A 22211-nucleotide genomic window follows, 5' to 3' on the forward strand; every position below is an offset into this window, starting at 1 on the left:
TTTTTAAAATATATCAAAAAATATAAACCAAACAAATTGACATTTTTTTTATAAAAAAGTTTGTTATATTGTTGTAATAACCACCTCAAAAACAATTAATTAGTCATGAAAATAAATAAGCCACCGAAAGTATTTTTAGGTCATTTATATTTAGAATATACAGGTAATAATCTAGTATACATAAATACCAATGACGTAAGTGCTTTTCAAGATATTCATTTTTTGGAGTTTTTTCTAGTTAATTCAGAAATACGTGTTGTTTGCTGTTTTAAAATTGATTTGTTAGGTGTAAAGTGCCTCATTGATTTTGCTACACTATCTATATATAAATATGATAATGCTACAAAAGAGTATAAATATGATGACTACTCGCTCATATCGGAATATTTCCCTCATACAAATAGAGACATCACTATGATAGCAGGTAAATTACAACTATACAATCCTATTAGCGCAACAGATGGTAGAAACGAAACCTTTAATTTTAATCTAGTTTTCGATAAAAAAGAAGAAATAATTAACCTCTTTAAATATTAACTTATGGACTTAAAAATCATTGAAAAAGAAATAAATAAAATTTGGTCTTCGCTAGAAGTGGCCTTAAATCAAAGTGTAATTACGATTTCATCAGAAAAAACGTTAGTCTTTAAATTTGCATGGTCATTAGCTTCTAATCGTGTTTTAAACGTAACAAATATTGATTTTGAGAAAGACCTTTTTAAAGCCAATTTTAAAGATGGTAAGTTTCTTGATTTGTACTTTGAGATTGTCGATAAAAATAAAGTATATCGTATAGGTATTGAGTTTAAATTCCCACACAAAAAGGAAAGTAATTCTGGAGGTAAACAAATAAGAATGAAAATTATAAATGATTTAAAGAAAATAGATAATCTTATACAAAGTAATTCAGTTGATTTAGGTGTTTTTTTATGTGCAACAAATGAAGATTACTATCTGAATTTAGACAAAAAAGTCAGAACAGAAAATGAATTTGCTACTTGTCATGGTAAAACTTATAATACTGAATCTTATTATCCTACAACTGCTGGTTATTCACATATAATTAGACCGAGTAATAATATTGTTTTTAATTGGCGTAATATCCATTTAATATCGCCGACATATTTTTCATTTTTAAATCCTATCTTTATTAAAACACCATAAAATAGATAGTTATTAAAAAAAAAAGGAAGCAAATATATGTGGCTATCTCAGCCAGCCGCACAAGGCTATAAAGTTCAAGCCCTAAAGGGTTTTGAATAAAACTTTTTTCAAGCAATTTTATTTTTCATTTAAACATTATAACTCAAAAAACTTTTATCCAAAAAACTTGACAGCCTTACCCACGCCACAACAACTGTAGCTATCTTTTTTTTCTTTTCAAAAAAATAATGTAGCGAAGCGTAGCGAGCAATTTTAAATTGGATAGCTATGTCAACTTTTGAACTAAAAACACACCGTACAGGAAAAACTTACTCAAACCCTCATTTTTTCATCCTAAATAAAGGTCTAAACAGCGGAAAACCCCTCTCAAATCCTTGTCCTAATTGTTTTGTAGTGCAAACTTCAACCGAAAAAGAAAAAAACACGCTGTTTCATTTATCTATGATGCTACAAATAGGCGGTTTTTACGCTTATTATTTAAAAGGAAGTGTTATTCCGTTTATCTCAATAGATGATTGTAGAAACACGCTTAAAAAAGGTGTTAAATTCAATAAGAGTAGTGGTTTTGAGTTTCAAAAGAGCATTAAAGTTGTGGCTAGTATTAGTAAAAAACAACAAGAACTTAAAGAAACAATAATTAAGCTCGAAAATCTAAAATTATCATTTGCAAACTCTTTAATTCAGCTAGGTTTTAAGTAGTCGATAGTAATTTAGTGTAGATGGTAGTAATCTATTGTATATCGGTATTTTAACTCGTTGTATTTTATTATATGACCGTATATTAGTTAGAGTTTTAAAGTCTATATCATGTCCGTACCAAATCCGAATGTATGTTAATTTTAAATATTTTATAAGTATGGGGAAGATAGCCCAAGGTATTTTAGGAGGTTTCTCTGGTAAAGTAGGAACCGTAGTAGGTGGAAGATGGAAAAACATTGATTACATCAGAGCAAAACCAGTAAGTGTAGCCAATCCACGAACAGAAGGACAGGTAAATCAACGTAATAAGTTTTCAGCTACGTTGGAATACCTTCAGCCAAATTTAAGTTTTATTCGAAAAGGATATAAATCTTATGCTGTAGGTAAAACAGAATTCAATGCAGCGATGTCTTATGTGTTGAATAATGCAATTTCGGGTACTGCACCCAACTTTACGGTTGATTATTCTTTAGCTCTATTAAGTAGGGGTAATTTAGCAGGTGTGGTTAATGGTACAACAGATTTAACTGTAGCAGGACAAGTTGCTTTTGGTTGGGATGATAACTCAACAGGAGGAAATGCTAATGCAACAGATAAAGCGATGTTGTTAGTTTACAATCCAAGTAAAAAAGAATCAATTTCAATACTTGATGGTGCAGATAGAACGGTAGGAACAGAAGTTGTAACTATTCCAAATGCTTATGCAGGTGATACAGTAGAGCTTTTTATGGCGTTTATTACTGATGATGGAGGTCAAGTTTCTAACAGTGTATATTTAGGCTCTGGTACGGCTTCATAGATTTGTTTTTTAAATATACATTGTTTAAAACCGTTACATAAATTGTAGCGGTTTTTTTTATTAGCACACAAATCAGCACACAAAATTCAAAAACCCTTACAAACACACGGTTTATAAGGGTTTTTTGGTGGTGCCTCCAGGAATCGAACCAGGGACACAAGGATTTTCAGTCCTTTGCTCTACCAACTGAGCTAAGGCACCATTGCTTTGCTAAGCGGTTGCAAATATATACTCCTTTTTGATATCTGCCAAAACATTTTTGAAAAAAAAATAAAATAAATTGTATTTAACTGATGTCCTTAGTTTTAGAAATAAAAATATTTTTATAATATCAATCTGTTAGATTAAAGTCGCTTTTGTAATTTTACATTTTTATTAAACTTATGTATTTAATTATCGATATAGGAAATTCCTTTGTAAAACTTGCTGTTTTTGAAGAAGACTTACTTAAAAGCAAACAAGTAGTAGATTTAAATAATTTCCTAAAAGAAGTTAGAACACTGAAAAACAAATATTTAAACATAAAAAAAGCAATAATCTCATCCGTTGGAAATTTAACCAATAGTGATACCAATGCTTTAAGTAAATTATTCGATTTAACCATTTTAAATAGCGCGACAAAGCTTCCCTTCTCCAATTTATACAAAACCCCAGCAACACTTGGTGTAGACCGAATAGCTTTAGTTTGTGCTTCAATAAAACAATTTCCACATAAAAATGCGTTAATAATCGATGCCGGTACTTGCATAACCTACGATTTTATAACCGCCAACAATGATTATTTAGGTGGGGCTATTTCTCCAGGATTACGTATGCGATATGCCTCGTTAAATAATTTAACAGCAAATTTACCGTTATTAAATACAGAAATACCAAAATCTATTATAGGAAACTCTACTAAATCAGCGATACATTCCGGAGTAGTCTATGGCGTTTTAAACGAAATTGAAGGAAATATTGCTACATATAAAGAAAAATATTCAGATTTAACAATTATTTTAACAGGAGGAGATAGTAATTTCTTGTCTAAACAATTAAAAAGTAGCATATTTGTCAACTCTAATTTCCTTTTAGAAGGACTTTACTATATTTTAAAATACAACTCAAATTAATGATAAAAAAACTTGTAATCGTTTTTATTGCTCTTATCGCAATACAAAGTTACGGACAAGAAGGAACGGCGTCTCCGTACTCTTTTTACGGTATTGGAAGCCTGAAATTTAAAGGAACAGTAGAAAACCGAAGCATGGGTGGCTTAAGCATCTATACAGATAGCATCCATGTTAACCTGAGAAATCCTGCATCTTACGCCGGAAAAAATTTAGATGTTTTAAACCACGAAAGTAGACCAGTAAAATTTACTGTTGGAGGAACATATGCAAATATTAACTTAAAAAGTAATACAAGTGAAGATAATGCAGCTGCTTCAACTTTTGATTATTTAGCGATCTCTATCCCAATGGGAGATTTTGGTTTTGGTTTTGGCCTTATGCCATACACTGCTGTAGGTTATAAACTTGAAGCCTATAATGACGAACAAATATCAAATCGATTTAAAGGAAAAGGCGGCTTAAATAAGGCGTTTTTAGGCTTTGGTTACCAAGCTACAAATACATTAAGTTTAGGTATCGATTTCCAATATAACTTTGGAAATATTCAAAACAGTACTATTGAATATATCTACGATAGTGATGGTAATCCTGCACAATATCAAGCTAGGGAAAACAATAGATCTGATTTAAGCGGATTAAACATTAACCTTGGAACTACTTACAAAGTCATGATAACTGAAAAGTTAGAACTTATTGGTAGTGTAACCTATAGGCCAGAGAGCAATTTAACCTCAAAAAACGAACGTTCTTTTTCAACCATTGCAACAAACAGCTCTAATGTGGAATTTGCCATAAACACTATAGAAGGTGACCTAGGAAATTTGGCAGAAACAGAATTGGTTTTACCCTCTAGATTATCTTATGGTTTAGGAATTGGACAACCTTACAAATGGTTTATTGGTGTTGAATCAGAATATTTAAAAACAAGTAACTTTAAAAACGCACTCTATAGTAACGGTGTTACCTATGAAGACCAAACAGCATTTAAATTAGGTGGTTTTTATATCCCTCAGTACAATTCATTCTCTAGCTATTTAAAACGTGTAGTGTACAGAGCAGGTTTACACTTTGAAAACACAGGTTTAGAAATAAAAAATGAATCGATAAAAGAGTTTGGCATGTCTTTTGGTCTAGGATTACCAGTTGGAACTTTTTTCTCTAACGCTAATTTAGGTGTTGAAGTTGGTAAACGCGGTACCACAAACAGTAATTTAATACAAGAGAATTTTGTTAATTTCCAATTAAGTTTATCTTTGAACGATAGATGGTTTAATAAAAGAAAATTTGACTAACAGCATAAAATTAATATCATGAAAACGAAAATTACATTACTACTTACCCTTTTATTCATTGGAGTAAATGTTGGTTTTGCGCAACAAGATGAAGAGTGTATGGCAAAACTATCTATATTCCATGAGTATGTAAAATCTAAAAATTACGATGCCGCCTACGAACCTTGGATGGCTGTAAGAAATAAATGTCCTAAATTTAATAACGCCATATATATTGACGGAGAAAAAATTTTAAAATCCAAAATAGATAAAGTAGAAGGCACTGAGAAAGCAACCTTAATCAACGATTTATTAAAACTTTGGGAACAACGCTTAGAATACTTTCCTAGCAAAACACCAAAAGGAAAATATATGGCTATGGCTTGCCAATTAATGTATAAAAATAAATCTATATTAAACAAAACGGATGAAGAACTGTATGAAGGTTTTGATGCAGCTTACAATACCGATAAGGCATCCTTTACAGATGCACAAAGCTTATATACTTACTTTTCTTTAATGGTTGATTTATACGATGCTCAAAAAAAATCTGCAGCAGATTTATTTAACAAATACGATGATGTTGTTGAGAAAGTTGAAGACGAAGTAAAATCTTCTTCCGAAAAATTAAACGTATTAATAGCAAAAGAAGAAGCTGGTACAGCATTAACTAAAAAAGAAGGACAATATAAAAGATATTACGGTCAATTACTACTCGCATACGACCAAATTTCTTCTGGTATCGATCAAAAATTAGGAGAACGTGCTAACTGTGAAAACCTAATTCCTTTATACGAAAAAGGTTTCGAAGCAAATAAAACTAATGCTATTTGGTTACAAAGAGCAGCCGGAAAAATGTCTGAAAAAGAATGTACAGACGACCCTTTATTCTTTAAGTTAGTAAATGCTTATCATGAAATTTCGCCATCGGCTAATTCGGCATACTATTTAGGTATCTTAAAAGATAAAGAAGGAAAAAACAGCGAAGCTATTACCTTTTACAAACAAGCTATTGACTTAGAAACCGATAATTTTAAGAAAGCTAAATTAAATAATAAAATTGGACTTAAACTAAAAGCCAGAGGAAGCTACGGACAAGCCAGAACATATTTTAGACAATCGCTAGCCCTTAACCCTTCTAACGGTCGTCCCCACTTATCAATTGCAGCCATGTATGCGGCAAGTGCGAATAACTGTGGAGATACAACATTTAACAAAAGAGCTGTATATTGGCTGGCTGCAGACGAAGCTAGTAAGGCTGCACGTGTAGATCCAACTTTAAAAAAGGCTGCCGCTGCATCAGTAGCAAACTACGCTGCTAAAGCTCCTCAAAAAGCAGATATTTTTAGCTGCTCTTGTTCTGGGCAAAGTATTAAAATTGGATGTTGGATTGGTGCTACCGTTACAGTACCAGGAATTTAATGAATACAACAAAAACATATCATATTTTAAACATAGTCATGCTGAGTTGCATGGCTATGTTTTTTTCATGTAACAACAGTTTAAAAGAGGTTCAAAAATTTGGAATTTCCGATAATGAACCCATTGGTGTTGCTGAAAATATAAATGCAAAAAAAACCGATTCTGGACGTGTTACCGTAAACCTGATAAGTAGTAAAATGCTAGATTTCTCTAATCGAGATTTTCCTTACACCGAATTTATCGATAATTTTACCTTATACATATATGATGATAATGAGGACAAAAAAACAACCATTGTTGCCAACTATGCCATTATATATGACCAAACCGGATTAAATGATTTACGCGGTAACGTTATTATTACATCAGCTGAAGGTGAAGTACTAAAATCTGAACAACTTTATTACGATCAAAAAAAAGAATGGTTATTCACCAATAATCCAGTAACTTTCAAAACAAAAACCGATGAAATTCATGGTAATGGATTCGATTCAGACACTAAACTACAACATGCCGAAGTACTGGAGGTTACAGGTCTTATCACTTTAAAAGATTAAAGTTAACACTTCCATACAACGCCTTCACTTCTCTTATTTTTAGTACCTAACTAATCTATCCATTCTAAAAGAGTATTATAAATAAAACTATCCATTTGTTATTTTAATTATCTTTGTATCCTGTTAAAAAATTTCTAATGAACTATTTAAAATTTTCAAAATATTTATACTTGGCTTTTGCCCTTTTTCTTATTTACGATATTGTTAAAACTTGGAATATCGATAAAAGTCGTGCATACTTAAGCATATTCCTATTGGCCATAGCTATTTTTATGTTCTTTTTTAGACGTCGATTTGAAAACAAAAGCAACAATTCCAAATAAATGGGCATTTATGTTACTATAATTGTATCATTACTACTTTCTGCCTTTTTTTCGGGAATGGAGATAGCCTATATATCTTCAAATAAAATCCATATAGAAATAGAAAAAAAACAAGAAGGATTTCTTGCAAAAATACTGAGTAAACTTACCATAAAACCTTCTAAGTTTATTACAACAATGCTTATTGGAAACAATATTGCACTCGTAGTATATGGTTTTTTTATGGGCGATTTACTTGTAGATTGGTTTCGTTCCATGCTACCAACCCCCTACGCATCGATCAATTATTTAATTAACAATTTAAGCTTATTAACACAAACCGTAATATCCACGCTTGTCATTTTAATAACCGCAGAATTTTTACCCAAAGTATTCTTTCAAATCTATGCTAACACACTAATAAAAGCACTTGCTATACCAGCCTATTTTTTTTATATCTTGTTTAGCTTTGTTTCAGATTTTGTTATTTGGATCTCTGATATTATACTAAAAGTTTTTTTTAAAACTGAAGGAGATCAAATTCAACTAGCTTTTACCAAAGTAGAACTTGGAAATTATATTAGTGAACAAATGGAATCTGTAGAAGAGCATGATGAAGTAGATTCCGAAATTCAAATCTTTCAAAACGCCTTAGAATTTTCCGAAGTCAAAGCTCGTGAAGTTATGGTACCAAGAACCGAAATTATTGCGGTTGAAATTAATGAATCCATAAAAACCTTAAACGCACTTTTTACAGAAACCGGTTGTACAAAAATTCTAGTTTATAAAGATACCATAGACGACATTTTGGGTTATGCACATTCTTTCGAACTCTTCAAAAAACCCAAAACCATTAAAGCCATGATGCTGCCAGTGGAATTTGTTCCAGAAACGGTTTTAATTAAAGATGTCCTAGCTGTACTAACCAAAAAGCACAAAAGTATTGCTGTCGTTTTAGATGAATATGGTGGCACATCGGGAATTATGAGCGTTGAAGATATTGTTGAAGAACTTTTTGGTGAAATTGAAGACGAACATGATACCGTGGATTTAATTGAAGAAAAAATAAACGATGATACCTTTAATTTTTCGGCACGTTTGGAAGTAGATTATATTAATGAAACCTACAAAATTAATCTACCAGAAAGTGAAAATTATGAAACTTTAGGAGGCCTAATAGTAAACTACACACAACAAATACCCGAACAAAACGAAATTCTTAAAATAGAAAATTTTCAATTTACCATTTTAGAAGTTTCAAATACTAAAATTGATTTGGTAGAACTTAAACGCATAGAAGGTCATTAAACGTTAATTTTAAAAACTGCCTTTCTATTTTACATCATAATTCCCTAATATTCTTGTAAATCAAAGACAAATACGCATTAAATATTGGCGTTAATATTAACTCCATAGCCCCACAATGTACAAAACACAAAATAACCCTTTCATTATTAAATAGAAAATGGTATTTTCGCGCACGATATTTTCATCAATTTAGTCGTAAATTGACAATCAATTTTAACAAGTTAAATCCAAAAATCGGGTTTATTATAAAACATTTTAATTACAGATGGCAGTTTTAAATAAAATCAGACAGCGTTCATTATTCTTAATCTTGATAATAGCGTTAGCGTTATTTTCCTTTGTATTAGCAGATTTATTTAAAAATAGTGATGCACTATCAGCAAAATCACAACATATTGTTGGTACGGTTAACGGTAAAGATATTTCTAGGGAAACTTTTCTTGAAAAAGTAGAAGTTGCACAACGCCAAGCAGGAGCAAGCGCAACAAACACTCAGGTTATGAACCGTGTTTGGGAACAAGAAGTTCGCGAAGCTGTAATGGCAGAGCAATTTGAAGCATTAGGAATTTCTGTAGAGAAAGACCAGATGAAAGATTTATTAAAAACAGCCCTAGCCTCTAGCCCAGAATTTTTAAACGAAGCTGGATTGTTTGACGAAGCAAAACTTAACGAATATATTGCCAATTTAAAAGAAACATCACCGGCTGGATACGCTAGTTGGGTTAATTACGAAAAACAATTAGCAAACAATGCCTTACAGCAAAACTATTTTAACTTAGTTAAAGCTGGCTTAACAGGAACACTAGCAGAAGGAGAACTAGAATACAAATTAGAAAGTAATAAAGTAGATATTAAATATGTACAAATACCATATTCTTCAATTGCAGACAGCTTAGTAAAAGTTTCTAAATCTGATATTTCTAGCTACATTAGTAAAAATGCTAAAAAATATGAAGTTGAAGAATCTCGTGATATTCGTTTTGTTCAATTTAATGAAGTTGCTAGCGTAGAAGATGAAAACGCCATCAAGGAAGATTTAAAAAAGTTATTATTCGATCGTGTTGAATATAATGAAGGTATTAAAGCCAACGAAAACATAACCGGTTTTTTAAACACCAAAGACAACGAAGGATTTATTAATTCTAATTCTGATATTAAATTTGATAACCGTTTTGTTTTTAAATCAAACTTACCATCATCTGTTGCAGATTCCCTTTACAATTTAAACGAAGGCGAAGTGTACGGGCCTTACAAAGACAACGGGTACTATAAAATATCTAAGGTAATTGCTGTTAAACAAATTCCAGATTCGGCCAAAGTACGTCACATCTTAATTCCTTTTATTGGAACAAGAAGTTCTGGTGCTCAAGCAACTCAAACCGAAGCACAAGCAAAAGCTACTGCCGATAGTTTATTAACTATTTTAAAATCTAATCGTTCTAAATTCCCTGATTTTGTTACTGAATTCTCTACAGACCAAGGAAGTGTTGAAAACGGTGGTCGTTACGATTGGCATGCATATAATACCATGGTACCAGAATTTAATGATTTTGAATTTGAAGGTAAAGTTGGTGATTTAGGTATTGTAAAAACCATGTTTGGTTTTCATATTATTGAAATTGAAGGACAGAAAAACAAATCGAAAGCTATAAAAATTGGAACTTTAGCAAGAGAAATTCAACCATCAGACGCTACAGTAGATAAAATTTTTAGAGATGCTTCTAGCTTTGAAATAGCCGCTGCAGATAAAGATTTCGAAACCTTAGCTAAAGAAAAAAATTATACCGTACGTCCAGTAAACGGTATTAAAGTATTAGATGAAAACATTCCTGGTGTCGGAAATCAAAGACCAATAGTACGTTGGGCCTTTGAAGCAGATGCAGAAGTAGGCGATTTAAAACGTTTTAACATTACAAATGGTTATTTAATCGCTCAATTAGTAGCGAAACACGACGCAGGATTAATGTCTGTCGATGATGCCACAGTAACCGTATTACCTATAATAAGAAAAGAGAAAAAAGCAGAAATGCTTAGAGATCAAATAAAAGCAACTACATTAGAAGATTTATCTACTGAACAAAAGAAAAGCATACGTACAGCATCGGCTATTAATATGAAAAACCCAACCATTTCTGGTGCGGGAAGAGAACCTTTTGTGGTTGGTACAGCGTTTGGATTAGAGGAAGGTGAAACTTCTAAATTAATTGATGGCACAAATGGTGTTTATATGATTGAAGTTACTAAAATAACGCCAGCTACACCATTAGATAACTACCAAGCATTTGCCAATAGAGTAGCCCAACAAAAATCTAATGTTGTAAATTCTAAATTATATACAGCGTTAAAAGAAGCTTCGGAAATTGAAGATAACAGAGCTAAAATACAAGTTCAATAAAATGAACTCCATTTTTAAATGATAAAAAAAGCCTCATTAATTTGAGGCTTTTTTTATACATTATATTTTCAGAATCATTTGTTCTAAAATTCTATTAAAAACAATAAAACATTTATTAAAGCACCATATCTTGGTAAGGAATAACCGTGTGAAAACCTTTAGCTTTAAAATAGGCCAGAACATCATCATTAGAAGCCGCTAAAACAAAATCGCCTCCCCAAGCACCAAGACTCTTTATAGCGCCTTTAAAATCACTAAAAAGTCTTTCTTTTACAGGTATTTGCTTTGTTATTTTAGCAATAATAGCTTCATGCCTTTCCATTAATTTTTGAAAAACTTCCAAAGATTCACAGGTTAGCATATCTTGAGTAATCTTATTAATTTCATTGATAGAAGATATTAAATCACCTTTATGCTCACGGTAATGTTTAATGCCGTCTCGACTATTTTGTTTTTTATTTAAATGAACAAAATATAAATTTTCTTTAAACTTAGGATTAAAATTTACAGGAATAACTGCCTTCAAATCTCCTTTTAACTGATAGGTAATAGCATTATTATTTTGAGCGCAAGCAATATCATAACCACTTCCACCAAAGGTTTGTTCTAAAAGCACGTAAGCATCAACTTGTGCCCAACTAGCCATATTATTTATTAAGGTGGACGAGGTGCCCAATCCCCAGTTTTTCGGAAAATCTAACTTGGTTGTAATTTTATAACCCAATTCCTCTTTTAAAAAATGAGGATTAAGGGCTTTGGCTGCAATTAATATATCTCGAAGTCTGTTCGAAACCTCATCATTATTAGAGTTTAAAATGGTGTTATTCTTTAATTCGAACACACTTTCAAACCAAACCGTTCCTTTTTCATCTAAGCTTTTCCAAATAATTTTTGGTTCATCAATAGGCTCGATCCTTAGAGATTGTCCGTATTTAGTAGGTACCGCCAAAGAAACAGCTTCATCTAATACCACATATTCGCCAGAAATTAATAATTTTCCGTTGCTAAAAAACTGCTTCACTTTTCTTTATTAAGTTAATTATTTTAATGGCTTACGCTTAATCATACCGCCTTTTAAATCTTTTACAAGCCCCATAATAATAAAAGCCTTTTTGTCAATTTTATCAATTTCTGTATGTAGTTTGGCAAGTTCCAATCGGGTAACTATGGTGTAAATAATATCTTTATCATAACTATCTCCATTAGTTCCATACCCGCCTTTTCCAGCGTAAATAGTACAAGCACGACGTAAATTTTCAGTAATCATAATTCTTATCGCTTCATGTTTATTCGAAATAATGGTAACCCCCACATATTCCTCTACCCCATCGACAACAAAATCGACTGTTTTTGCAGCAGATAAATAAGTTAATATGGCGTATAGAGCGGTTTCAATCGATAATACATAGGCACCAACCGAAAAAATAATTATATTAATAATCAGTAATACATCGCCAATAGTTAAGGACAACTTCCTACCTAAATAAATAGCCAAAACCTCTGTACCGTCAATAACACTGCCACCACGCATAGCCAAACCAATCCCTAAACCAAGAAAGAAACCACCAAAAACAGCAATTAAAAGTTTGTCTTCTGTAATTATCGGATAGTCGATAAAATGCACTACAAAAGCTAAAAACATAATAGCGATAATACTTTTAATAGCAAATTTATTTCCTATGGTTCGCGATGCCAAAATTATAAATGGTAGGTTTACTAAAACTAACAATACCCCTAGTTGCAGAGAAGTTACATGCTCTAGCAATAACGAAATTCCTGTAGCCCCTCCGTCGATAAAATGGTTAGGTAATAAAAATCCTTTTAAACCAAAACCTGCCGAAAACACCCCTATAATTATAAAAACAAATTCTTTAATGGTATGTGATAATTCTACCTGAAAATTTCTAACCAAAGGAACAATTAACCGTTTAGCAATTGGACCATCATTATTGGTTTGTTTTTTTTTGAGTTGCTTGCGAGCTACATCAACTAATATTTTAGATAAAAATGGGTTCATTCAATCGTTTTTAATACTTTCTTATTTCAAATTGAGACCAATATTAACACACAAAAAAATCTATGTAATTAATAGTGAAACTTGAATTAATAGTCCTATTACTTTTTCAGCACTTTAGTTAAAATACCAAATACCGAACGAATAAAAGTTGCACTGGTAAGCACCTTAACTATGGGGTTCATAGCGGTACTTCTGCGGGTTGTTGTTGTTTTTCGTTTAGACGCTGCTTTTTCTAGTGCTGCTTTTTCTTTTTTAGCTTTTTCCTTAGCTTCCTCGGCTTCGGCTTCTTTTATTTTTTCGTTAAGCATTTCGTAAGCACTTTCCCTATCTATAGTATCGTTGTATTTTTTAACCATTTTAGAATTAGCAAGTAAGGCGCTAAGTTCATTATCGGTTAATACATCCATTCTACTCATAGGTGCACGCATCATTGTTGCTGCCAATGGTGTTGGGCGCCCTTTTTCATCTAAGGCAGACACTAAAGCTTCCCCTATTCCTAAAGAGGTTAATACTTCGGTAGTATTATAATATTCAGAATCTGGATAGTTCTGAGCTGTTAGTTTTATGGCTTTTCGATCTTTAGCGGTAAAGGCTCTTAAAGCATGCTGAATTTTCAAGCCTAACTGTCCTAAAACGGCTTCGGGAACATCCGTAGGATTTTGAGTTACAAAATATAATCCCACGCCTTTACTTCGTATTAATTTTACAATACTTTCAATTTGATTTAACAAAGCTTTTGATGCTTCATTAAAAATTAAATGCGCTTCATCTATAAACAAAATAAGTTCTGGTCGATCACTATCTCCTTGTTCTGGAAATGTTGAATAAATTTCGGCCAATAAACTCAACATAAAGGTTGAAAATAATTTTGGTTTATCTTGAATATCGGTTAATCTTAAAATATTAATATAGCCTCTCCCGTTTTCATCTACACGAAGTAAATCTTGTGTATCGAAAGATTTTTCACCAAAAAACAACTCGGCACCTTGCTGTTCCAATTCCACCACTTTTCGAAGAATAGCTCCTGTAGATGCTGTTGAAATTCGTCCGTAAGCCTCTGTAAATTCAGCTTTACCCTCTTGAGTAGCATATTGCAGAATTTTTTTAAAATCTTTTAAATCTAATAAAGGTAATTTATTATCATCGCAATACTGAAAAATAACAGAAACAATCCCAGATTGTGTTTCCGACAAATCTAAAACTCGCGACAATAAAACCGGTCCAAATTCGCTAACCGTAGCACGTAAACGCACGCCATTTTGTTCGGAAAGTGTTAACAATTCTACAGGAAATCCTTTAGCTTCAAAAGGTAAACCTATTTTTTCATGGCGCTCGTTAATTTTTTCGTGCCCCGGACTTGGTTGTGCCAATCCACTCAAATCGCCTTTAATATCCATTAATAAAACAGGCACGCCTTTATCGCTTAAATTTTCAGCTAAAACCTGAAGCGATTTTGTTTTTCCTGTACCCGTCGCTCCAGCTATTAACCCATGACGATTCATGGTTTTTAATGGAATTTTAACATGAGCACCCGTAACGGTTTCTCCATCTAACATAGCAGCACCAACGGCAATAAAATCACCTTTTGTGCTATTTCCTTCAGTTATATATTTAAAAAAATTATCTGTGTTGCTCATACTGTATATTTTGCATAAAAATACAGTAATTTAAATCAAGAAAAAAATGTGATTTTTACTGGGCATGAATATATTTAATCTTCATTTCCCTAAATGTTCCTAAATATTTCATTCCGAGTAGAATTGAAGTTAATGATGCATAAAACTAATGGAATCCGTATCTTTGCAGACTTATGAAAAAAGAGATACAGCAATTAGTTGATAAAGGTGAAATGCTTCCGCTAATGGAGGAATTTTACACCATACAAGGTGAGGGATTTCACAAAGGTACGGCCGCTTATTTTATTCGCGTTGGTGGTTGCGATGTAGGCTGCCATTGGTGCGATGTAAAAGAAAGTTGGAATGCTAATTTACACCCCCCAACCTTAACAACTAAAATTGTTGAAAACGCAAAAAAACACAGTGATACTATAGTAATTACTGGTGGTGAGCCATTAACTTGGGATATGACCCCTTTAACAACACAGCTTAAAGCTGAAGGGTTACAGGTACATATTGAAACCTCTGGAGCTTATAAATTAACAGGCATTTGGGATTGGATTTGTTTGTCTCCAAAAAAAATGAAACTTCCTACTAAAGAAGTTTACGACAATGCCCATGAGCTAAAAGTGATTATTTATAATAAAGATGATTTTCGCTTCGCGGAAGAACAAGCCGCTCAGGTAAACAAAGATTGTATTCTATATTTACAACCCGAATGGAGCAAACGCGATAAAGTAGTTCCTGAAATTGTAGACTATGTAATGAAAAACCCGAAATGGAAAGTATCCTTACAAACCCATAAATATTTAAATATTCCTTAAAAAAGAGGGTTAAAAATAATTTCTTAAGAATTTACACTTTCAAAAATTTAACAGAACATCTTGATTATCTGCAAAATAAATTTTGTAAATTTACATACAAATGTATAGCAAGCATTTTTTATAGATTATATAATTTATAATTTAAACACACTTCTTCTCCCTAAGTAAATAATAGTATGAGATTACATGGACTATAAAATCTATGGTAATCCTTTTTATTAATGAATTAAAAATACGTATCGATTATTATTTCGATTATAAGCATTGGTTTAACTGTTTTAGATATTAATTATCTAAAAACAAAATTATATAGTTCGTCTTAATGAATAACTATTAAAATATCTTTATAGAATATACTAACCTTTAACTAAAAACCAACAACCATGACAAAAAACTCCTCTCGACGATTATTTTTACGTAAGACAGCTATGGCCACAACAGGAATAGCCCTTGCATCTACGTCCTCCTTATTAAACGGATTAACTAAAGACGACAGTCCATTTAATGGCTACAACCCTTATACCGAACAAAAAACAGATCTTCGAACTTCTCTAATTGGAAAAGAAGTCATTGTAACAGGAACTCTTTATGATGCAACAGGAAACAAACCTGTTTCCAATGCAAAAATTGAAGTTTGGCATCTTTCACCAAACTCCCAAAAGTACAATCACCGCGGTAAAATGTACACCGATAAAAATGGACACTATAAATTTATAAGCGATTGGCCTAACCAAGAACAAGGCAAACAACCACGTATTTATTTTAAGGTATCCCAAAATGATACGGTATATTTTACAGAACTCATATTTAACAATTTAGGCGCACATATTTCTTGCAAACACTGGGAAAAACAACATGTTTTGGGAGAAGAAAAACTTTTTCCAACCATGAAAACCAGCCTAAACACATCAAAAATTAATTTCAATTTATCAATAAATACTAACCAATACATTTAATATTATGGAATTTTTATTAGGACAAATTATCCTCTTTGCTGGCAACTTCCCCATTCGCTCTTTAGCATATTGCAATGGGCAACTATTACCAATCTCACAGAACACTGCGCTATTCTCCATACTAGGCACCACTTATGGTGGTGATGGCCGAACCACATTTGCTTTACCAGATTTACGTGGGCGAGTAGTTGTGCACTCAGGCGGTGGCTCTTCTGGACCAGGACTTACACCAAGAGCATTAGGATCTAGAGGAGGGCTTGAAAGAGTAACCTTACAACAATCGGAAATGCCAACCCATAATCATGTTGCAACTACCAATACTTCAATAGCGGTTAATACACAGCCAGGAGATGAAAGTTCGCCAAATGGGCTACATATTGCAGGACAGAATCAAGCTTTTAGTGAAGATGCAACTGGAACCCTTGCAGGACCAAGCTCTTCTACAACCATTCAAAATACTGGCGGTAACCAATCACACATCAATATGCAACCTTATCTTGCTTTAAATTACGAAATTGCTCTTTACGGTATATTTCCTTCAAGAAACTAATTTGAAACAATGAAATTAAAAATTGGAATAATGCTCCCAAAGTCGGATATGTATCCCACATTGGCTATGGATTTTTTAAATGGACTAAAACTTGCGTTAAAAAAACACATACCTTTTACCATGAAATTCAAATACATTATTGAAAACATTGGGCATGCCGCAGATGATTTACCGCTTAAAACTGCAGAGAAATTGTTACTTCAAGAAAACGTTGATGTAACCATTTCATTCTGTAGTATTTTTAGGTTAAAAGAATTGGTAACCCTTTTTGACGGTTATAAAAAACCATTAATTCATATCGATTTAGGAGCAAATATTCTAAAAAAGGAACATTATAGTCCTTACGTACTACATCATACACTTAACCTATGGCAATCTGCATATACCACGGGAGTCTATGCAGCCAATAAAATAGGTAAAAAAGCTGTTTTCGCATCCTCTTTTTATGATGGAGGCTACCAACATACTTATGCGTTAGCTAAAGCATTTGAAAATGAAGGCGGCACCATTCTAAAATATTATGTAGCGCCAAGCGATTATAAAAATGAAACTTTTGATAGCCTTATAGATACCATTAATACTTTGGAACCCGATGTTATCTTTACTCTTTTCAGTTATAATGAAGGAAAAAAAGTATTCAACGCCTTGGCAAATTCTAAAATAAATGGGGCCATTCCCATATTAGCATTTCCCGCCATGACCGATGAAACTATAAACACCGAAGATTATAATATTGAAAATGTACAATCTATTGCCTCTTGGGCTTTTGATGCGCCTTTAGAAAACACGAAAACCTTCTTGAAAAAATACAATAAAAAATATAAAGAAGTCCCAAATGTTTTTAGTCTTATGGGGTATGAGGTTGGAATTACATTGGCTAATTGTATATCTCCTAAAGGAAAAGTTAACGCTAATTTCACAGAACAACTTCATCTAAAAAAAATTATGACGCCTAGAGGTGCTATTCAATATAATGAGTTGAACGAATCTGAACCCGAAAACTTTAAACTTAGAACATTTCAATTTAATAAAACCGAATATCAAAATATACTCATTGAAACTATAGAGCCCTCTAGTTTAGACGAACTGAATAAAGAATTTTCAAACATAAATTATACGGGTTGGCAAAACCCATACTTATGTACCTAACATGCTTAAACTAAACAATAAATACATAGCTTATTTAAAATTTTAGACATAACGTCATTTTTTAATAAACTCTAATTATTAACCGATCAAAAACATAGTTATGAAAAAAATTACTTTTTTATCCATAATATTATCAACCCTTTTAACCTTCAGCGCTAGTTACGCTCAAAAAGTTGTAATTATAGGTATGAATCATGTATCAAACGGTCCCGCTAACGATGGGTTTACATTTGTTGCTACTGAAAACATTCCTGCCGGCGAAGTAATTTACTTTACTGACATAGAATACGCTTCAGGAAGCAATAACTTTCCAACTTATCCAGGAGAAGCCGTTATAAAATATACTGTAGGTGCAGGAGGACTTAACAAAGGTATTGTTGTTTACATGCGAGAAATTAGCTCAAACACATTCTCAATAGCGTGTACATCGGGAAACTGTGGAAGCTACACCTTTTCAAGTGGAAGTTTTAATTTAGCTACCAATGGCGATGGATTATATGCTTATTCAGATACCGATGACAATCCAGGCAACGGTATTACTCAAATTTATTCTGTTATGTTTACCGGGTCTGGAGAAACTTCTCAAAATGGAGGCAATATTCCCACGGCTGAAAACCCTCTTAGCGATTTCCCTAATGCAATAGTGGTAGATGGATTTACGGACGACGCGAATGTATATAATGGTCCCGACAAAGTAGAGTTTAAATTCTCGCCTACAACCTTAAGAGACGGTATAAGCCAAACAGCTTTAGAAAACCCAGCAAACTACTTACAATATACACCCAATGCCGATTTATCTGTTGTAGAATTCACAAATCTTAATCTCGCAGGGGCAAACCCAGTATTAACTGTTTCCGCAAGCCCAACTTCTGTAAATGAAAATAGCGGAAGTAGTATGGTTTATACCTTCACTTTAGATACTCCAGCAGCAGGTAATATTGTTGCTAATTTTTCAGTTGAAGGCACTGCTACTTATTCCTCAGACTATGCTGTCACAGGAGCTACAACATTTTCTGCTAGCACAGGTACAGTAACCATTGCAAATGGTACCTCCTCAAAAACAGTAACTATTACTCCAAACGGAGATACTACCTTGGAACCAGACGAAACCATAACACTTACCATTACTCCAGGCACTGGATATGATGGCGGAAGCCCAAGTGCGGCAACGGTAACCCTACTTAATGACGATACACAAGCAGTTACCCCAATGGTAGCAATAACAGGAACAAATAGCCAAACTGCCGATGGGTTCTCTTTTGTAGCCTTAGATGATATTCCTGCGAATACGACTATTTATTTTACAGACCAATCGTTTAACAACAGCACCCTTCAGTTTGAAGATTCTAGTGAAGGTGTTTATACTTGGACCTCTCCTGGGAGTATAGTTCCTCGTGGCGAAGTTATTGTTGCTACAGAATCGTCTGCAAACACATTCATAACAACTTGTGATAGTGGTAACTGTGGAACCGTAGCGGTTACTTCGGGAGTATTCTCATTAGCTACCGAAGGCGAAAGCTTTTACGCATATAGTGATTCCGATGCAGATCCTACAAATGGTATTACAGAAATATATGCCGTATTACATACCGGTGATAATGTTACTGGAGGTGGAAATATTCCAGTTATAAACAATCCTACAAGCGTATATCCTGGCAGTGTACTTGTAGATGGTTTTCCTGCCACCAGCCCTAATAGAACCGAATACAAATTTACAGGAGGTGACCGTGGTATTGATGTCGATCAAGCTAATTTTCAAAACACTACAAACTGGTTATATGGACAAGCAAACCAAACTTTATCAGCTATTCCTTTTAATAATATTATCATATCAACAGGAAGTGCAAACCCTATAGCCACGGTTAATATTTCACCAAGTAGTGCTGCAGAAGATAGCGGTACAGGAATGGTTTATACCTTTTCACTATCTTCTCCTGCAACTAGCGATGTTGATATCAACTTTTCCATCTCAGGCACAGCAACATTAACCAGTGATTATACGCAAACAGGAGCTACGGCTTATACTAGTACCACAGGAACAGTAACCATTCCTAACGGAAGTAGTAGCGCCACAGTAACCCTAACACCAGTTGTAGATACCACTGTAGAACCTATAGAAACCATTACCCTAGCTTTAGCTTCGGGTACAGGATATAACGGAGGTTCTCCAAACGATGCTACAGGAAGCATTACAAATGATGATACTAGTAACTCCGATCCTTTAGTAGCTATAACAGGTATGTCTCACCTAACTACAGATGGATTTTCTTTTGTAGCTATTGAAGATATTCCTGCAAATACAGTCATCTATTTTACAGAAGATGAATTTGATAATACCACCCTACTTTTTTCTTCGGGAGAAGCTCTTATTCAATGGACATCTCCAGCTACAGGAAGCATAAGCAAAGGTGATGTAATTGTTATTACAGAAACAGGAAGCGACACCTTTACCCCGAGTTGTACTGATACATCTGGAGAAGGCTGCGGAACTTTAGTTGTACTTAATGGAAATTCAAACCTAGCAACTACTGGAGATGGATTATATGCGTATCAAGACAACGATACAGATCCTACAAATGGCGTTACAGATATATATGCGGTAATGTACACAGGAGGTTCTGGGGTGCCAGGAGGAAATATTCCCACTAGTCAAGACCCTTCTGGAATTTACTTAAGCGCCTTAGTTGTTGATGGTTTCCCTGCGGTAAACCCAGACCGAACTGAATATGACGAAACAAAACGTAACCTTCCTGTAGGTAATGCCGATTTCGTGAATATTGCCAATTGGGTACATGGAGAAACTCCAGCTGCTTTATCAACAACACCTTTCTCAGATTTAGCCATTGGAAACCAACCACCTACTGCTATTTGCCAAAATATCACACTGCCTCTAGATGCCATGGGTAATGCCATCCTAACACCTTCTTTGCTTGACAACGGATCCTCAGATGATGGAGGTACTGTATTTTTAGCTTTTGAAACCACGAGTTTTAACGGAGAAACAACTTCTGCAAGCCCTCAAGATCAATACTTCCCCAGTTCAGGAAGTACTTATTATTATAATCAAACCGCTTTTACTGTTCCGGTAACTGGCAACTATACTTTTGGTATGAGTGGCACAAGCTCTGACACTAGCGGCTTGGTCTTGGTTGTTTTTAATGACACACCCGTACCAAATAGCGGTAACCTATTTAGTAGACCTGAGTATTTAACCCATGGCATCTATAACGATAGTGGTGTAAATGCTGGAGGCACACCTACCATACCACTAGATGCGGGAACTACATATTATATGCATACCACGGCATTAACACCTTCAGAAACTGCTAGCTTTACAGTAACCATAGACCAGCCAATTAGAACTACCGCAGCAAGCGAAACTTATAATTGTACTCATAATGGTTTTATGGTTCCCAAAACCCTATACACCTTTGATCCACAAGGAAACACCTCTAGTTGTATGAGTACAGCAACTGTATTTGATACCATAAAGCCCGTAATCACATGTCCCGCAGATCAAACTCAAGACTCAGCGCCATATACCGTTCCAGATTATTTTGGAACTGGCGAAGTCACAGCAACAGATAATTGCTCCTCACCAGTAACCAGAACAACACAATCTCCCACAGCAGGATCTATACTTACTCCAGGAGTATATACTGTAACACTTACAGCAAAAGATGCATCTGGCAATACTAGCACATGCGATTTTCAGTTAACAGTAACCAATACACTTGGGCTCGACGAAAACCAGTTAGGATTAGATTCTGTTACTGTATACCCTAACCCAGTTCAAAACTTAGTTTACTTAAACAACCCTAAATCTCTAAATTTAACAGAAGCTAACTTATACGATATGAGAGGCAGACTTATACAAACTTTAGACTTAAAAGATATGGGTGCAAACTATTCATTTAATGTATCAAAACTAGCAAGTGCTACTTATATCATGGTTATAAAATCCGATCAAGGACAAATTACAAAACGTCTAATGAAAGAATAAAATATCAAGATATTTAAATACCGAAACCCCTTCATCTAAATTTAGAATTGAAGGGGTTTATTATTTT

18 protein-coding genes and 1 tRNA gene are annotated in these 22211 nt (G+C 33.6%); 15 read left to right on the plus strand and 4 right to left on the minus strand.

Features of this window, described 5'->3' with window-relative positions; all coding sequences use genetic code 11:
- Window positions 1-105 precede the first annotated feature (105 nt).
- The 4 genes from FQU21_RS15160 (at window position 106) to FQU21_RS15175 (ending at window position 2662) form a co-directional block, all read left to right on the plus strand.
- On the plus strand, window positions 106-537 hold the full coding sequence (locus FQU21_RS15160) for a hypothetical protein (RefSeq protein ID WP_147678858.1): 432 nt from the start codon (window positions 106-108) through the stop codon (window positions 535-537).
- Between the two features lie 3 nt (window positions 538-540).
- Window positions 541-1164 carry a hypothetical protein gene (locus tag FQU21_RS15165; RefSeq protein ID WP_147678859.1) on the plus strand — a complete coding sequence of 208 codons (624 nt, stop codon included), beginning with the start codon at window positions 541-543 and terminating at the stop codon, window positions 1162-1164.
- Between the two features lie 267 nt (window positions 1165-1431).
- Entirely contained in the window at window positions 1432-1863 is a 432-nt protein-coding gene (locus tag FQU21_RS15170) for a DUF6943 family protein (RefSeq protein WP_147678860.1), read from the plus strand.
- Between the two features lie 157 nt (window positions 1864-2020).
- Window positions 2021-2662, plus strand: a complete 642-nt coding sequence (locus FQU21_RS15175) for a DUF6266 family protein (RefSeq protein ID WP_147678861.1) — start codon at window positions 2021-2023, stop codon at window positions 2660-2662.
- A gap of 125 nt (window positions 2663-2787) precedes the next feature.
- Here the strand turns inward: FQU21_RS15175 and FQU21_RS15180 are convergent.
- Window positions 2788-2863 (minus strand) — tRNA-Phe (locus tag FQU21_RS15180).
- Window positions 2864-3045: 182 nt separating this feature from the next.
- Between FQU21_RS15180 and FQU21_RS15185 the strand changes: the two genes are divergently transcribed.
- From FQU21_RS15185 to FQU21_RS15215, 6 genes are all read left to right on the plus strand, one after another.
- Window positions 3046-3774 (plus strand): type III pantothenate kinase, encoded by a 729-nt coding sequence (locus tag FQU21_RS15185; RefSeq protein ID WP_147678862.1) that lies wholly within the window; start codon window positions 3046-3048, stop codon window positions 3772-3774.
- Window positions 3774-5066 carry a BamG family beta-barrel-assembly machinery protein gene (locus FQU21_RS15190; protein WP_147678863.1) on the plus strand — a complete coding sequence of 431 codons (1293 nt, stop codon included), beginning with the start codon at window positions 3774-3776 and terminating at the stop codon, window positions 5064-5066. The genes FQU21_RS15185 and FQU21_RS15190 overlap by 1 nt, the downstream gene beginning before the upstream one ends.
- Window positions 5067-5084: 18 nt before the next feature.
- Window positions 5085-6467, plus strand: coding sequence for a tetratricopeptide repeat protein (locus FQU21_RS15195; protein ID WP_147678864.1), 1383 nt, complete (start codon window positions 5085-5087; stop codon window positions 6465-6467).
- A complete protein-coding gene (lptC, locus tag FQU21_RS15200; RefSeq protein ID WP_246124849.1) occupies window positions 6467-7024 on the plus strand; it encodes an LPS export ABC transporter periplasmic protein LptC in 558 nt (185 codons plus the stop codon). The genes FQU21_RS15195 and lptC overlap by 1 nt, the downstream gene beginning before the upstream one ends.
- Window positions 7025-7347: 323 nt before the next feature.
- Window positions 7348-8634: a hemolysin family protein gene (locus FQU21_RS15210; RefSeq protein ID WP_147678866.1), complete on the plus strand. Its 1287-nt coding sequence runs from the start codon at window positions 7348-7350 to the stop codon at window positions 8632-8634.
- A 265-nt stretch (window positions 8635-8899) separates the two neighbouring features.
- Window positions 8900-11029: a peptidylprolyl isomerase gene (locus FQU21_RS15215; protein ID WP_147678867.1), complete on the plus strand. Its 2130-nt coding sequence runs from the start codon at window positions 8900-8902 to the stop codon at window positions 11027-11029.
- 115 nt (window positions 11030-11144) lie between these two features.
- Here the strand turns inward: FQU21_RS15215 and FQU21_RS15220 are convergent, their stop codons facing one another.
- The 3 genes from FQU21_RS15220 to FQU21_RS15230 form a co-directional block, all read right to left on the minus strand.
- Complete coding sequence (locus tag FQU21_RS15220) at window positions 11145-12050, minus strand: GYDIA family GHMP kinase (RefSeq protein WP_147678868.1); 906 nt, start codon at window positions 12048-12050, stop codon at window positions 11145-11147.
- Between the two features lie 18 nt (window positions 12051-12068).
- Window positions 12069-13046: a YitT family protein gene (locus FQU21_RS15225; protein WP_147678869.1), complete on the minus strand. Its 978-nt coding sequence runs from the start codon at window positions 13044-13046 to the stop codon at window positions 12069-12071.
- Window positions 13047-13144: 98 nt separating this feature from the next.
- Window positions 13145-14683 (minus strand): helicase HerA-like domain-containing protein, encoded by a 1539-nt coding sequence (locus FQU21_RS15230; protein ID WP_147678870.1) that lies wholly within the window; start codon window positions 14681-14683, stop codon window positions 13145-13147.
- A 173-nt stretch (window positions 14684-14856) separates the two neighbouring features.
- Here FQU21_RS15230 and FQU21_RS15235 point away from each other — a divergent pair, with 173 nt between their 5' ends.
- From FQU21_RS15235 to FQU21_RS15255, 5 genes are all read left to right on the plus strand, one after another.
- Window positions 14857-15486 carry a 7-carboxy-7-deazaguanine synthase QueE gene (locus FQU21_RS15235; RefSeq protein WP_147678871.1) on the plus strand — a complete coding sequence of 210 codons (630 nt, stop codon included), beginning with the start codon at window positions 14857-14859 and terminating at the stop codon, window positions 15484-15486.
- A 383-nt stretch (window positions 15487-15869) separates the two neighbouring features.
- Window positions 15870-16442 (plus strand): dioxygenase family protein, encoded by a 573-nt coding sequence (locus FQU21_RS15240; protein WP_147678872.1) that lies wholly within the window; start codon window positions 15870-15872, stop codon window positions 16440-16442.
- A 4-nt stretch (window positions 16443-16446) separates the two neighbouring features.
- The gene (locus FQU21_RS15245) at window positions 16447-16992 is read left to right on the plus strand and encodes a phage tail protein (RefSeq protein ID WP_147678873.1); all 546 of its coding nucleotides are present in this window, start codon (window positions 16447-16449) and stop codon (window positions 16990-16992) included.
- A 9-nt stretch (window positions 16993-17001) separates the two neighbouring features.
- The gene (locus tag FQU21_RS15250; protein WP_147678874.1) at window positions 17002-18141 is read left to right on the plus strand and encodes an ABC transporter substrate-binding protein; all 1140 of its coding nucleotides are present in this window, start codon (window positions 17002-17004) and stop codon (window positions 18139-18141) included.
- 100 nt (window positions 18142-18241) lie between these two features.
- The gene (locus tag FQU21_RS15255) at window positions 18242-22144 is read left to right on the plus strand and encodes a T9SS type A sorting domain-containing protein (RefSeq protein WP_147678875.1); all 3903 of its coding nucleotides are present in this window, start codon (window positions 18242-18244) and stop codon (window positions 22142-22144) included.
- Window positions 22145-22211: the final 67 nt, after the last annotated feature.

Source organism: Algibacter pacificus (assembly GCF_008033385.1).
Classification (GTDB): domain Bacteria; phylum Bacteroidota; class Bacteroidia; order Flavobacteriales; family Flavobacteriaceae; genus Algibacter; species Algibacter pacificus.

Coding starts and splice junctions, on each gene's coding strand:
- FQU21_RS15245 (WP_147678873.1), top strand. CDS start 16,447: ATGGAATTTTTATTAGGACAAATTATCCTCTTTGCTGGCAACTTCCCC.
- FQU21_RS15240 (WP_147678872.1), top strand. CDS start 15,870: ATGACAAAAAACTCCTCTCGACGATTATTTTTACGTAAGACAGCTATG.
- FQU21_RS15230 (WP_147678870.1), bottom strand. CDS start 14,683: ATGAGCAACACAGATAATTTTTTTAAATATATAACTGAAGGAAATAGC.
- FQU21_RS15185 (WP_147678862.1), top strand. CDS start 3,046: ATGTATTTAATTATCGATATAGGAAATTCCTTTGTAAAACTTGCTGTT.
- lptC (WP_246124849.1), top strand. CDS start 6,467: ATGAATACAACAAAAACATATCATATTTTAAACATAGTCATGCTGAGT.
- FQU21_RS15215 (WP_147678867.1), top strand. CDS start 8,900: ATGGCAGTTTTAAATAAAATCAGACAGCGTTCATTATTCTTAATCTTG.
- FQU21_RS15190 (WP_147678863.1), top strand. CDS start 3,774: ATGATAAAAAAACTTGTAATCGTTTTTATTGCTCTTATCGCAATACAA.
- FQU21_RS15225 (WP_147678869.1), bottom strand. CDS start 13,046: ATGAACCCATTTTTATCTAAAATATTAGTTGATGTAGCTCGCAAGCAA.
- FQU21_RS15160 (WP_147678858.1), top strand. CDS start 106: ATGAAAATAAATAAGCCACCGAAAGTATTTTTAGGTCATTTATATTTA.
- FQU21_RS15210 (WP_147678866.1), top strand. CDS start 7,348: ATGGGCATTTATGTTACTATAATTGTATCATTACTACTTTCTGCCTTT.
- FQU21_RS15235 (WP_147678871.1), top strand. CDS start 14,857: ATGAAAAAAGAGATACAGCAATTAGTTGATAAAGGTGAAATGCTTCCG.
- FQU21_RS15255 (WP_147678875.1), top strand. CDS start 18,242: ATGAAAAAAATTACTTTTTTATCCATAATATTATCAACCCTTTTAACC.
- FQU21_RS15170 (WP_147678860.1), top strand. CDS start 1,432: ATGTCAACTTTTGAACTAAAAACACACCGTACAGGAAAAACTTACTCA.
- FQU21_RS15175 (WP_147678861.1), top strand. CDS start 2,021: ATGGGGAAGATAGCCCAAGGTATTTTAGGAGGTTTCTCTGGTAAAGTA.
- FQU21_RS15250 (WP_147678874.1), top strand. CDS start 17,002: ATGAAATTAAAAATTGGAATAATGCTCCCAAAGTCGGATATGTATCCC.
- FQU21_RS15195 (WP_147678864.1), top strand. CDS start 5,085: ATGAAAACGAAAATTACATTACTACTTACCCTTTTATTCATTGGAGTA.
- FQU21_RS15165 (WP_147678859.1), top strand. CDS start 541: ATGGACTTAAAAATCATTGAAAAAGAAATAAATAAAATTTGGTCTTCG.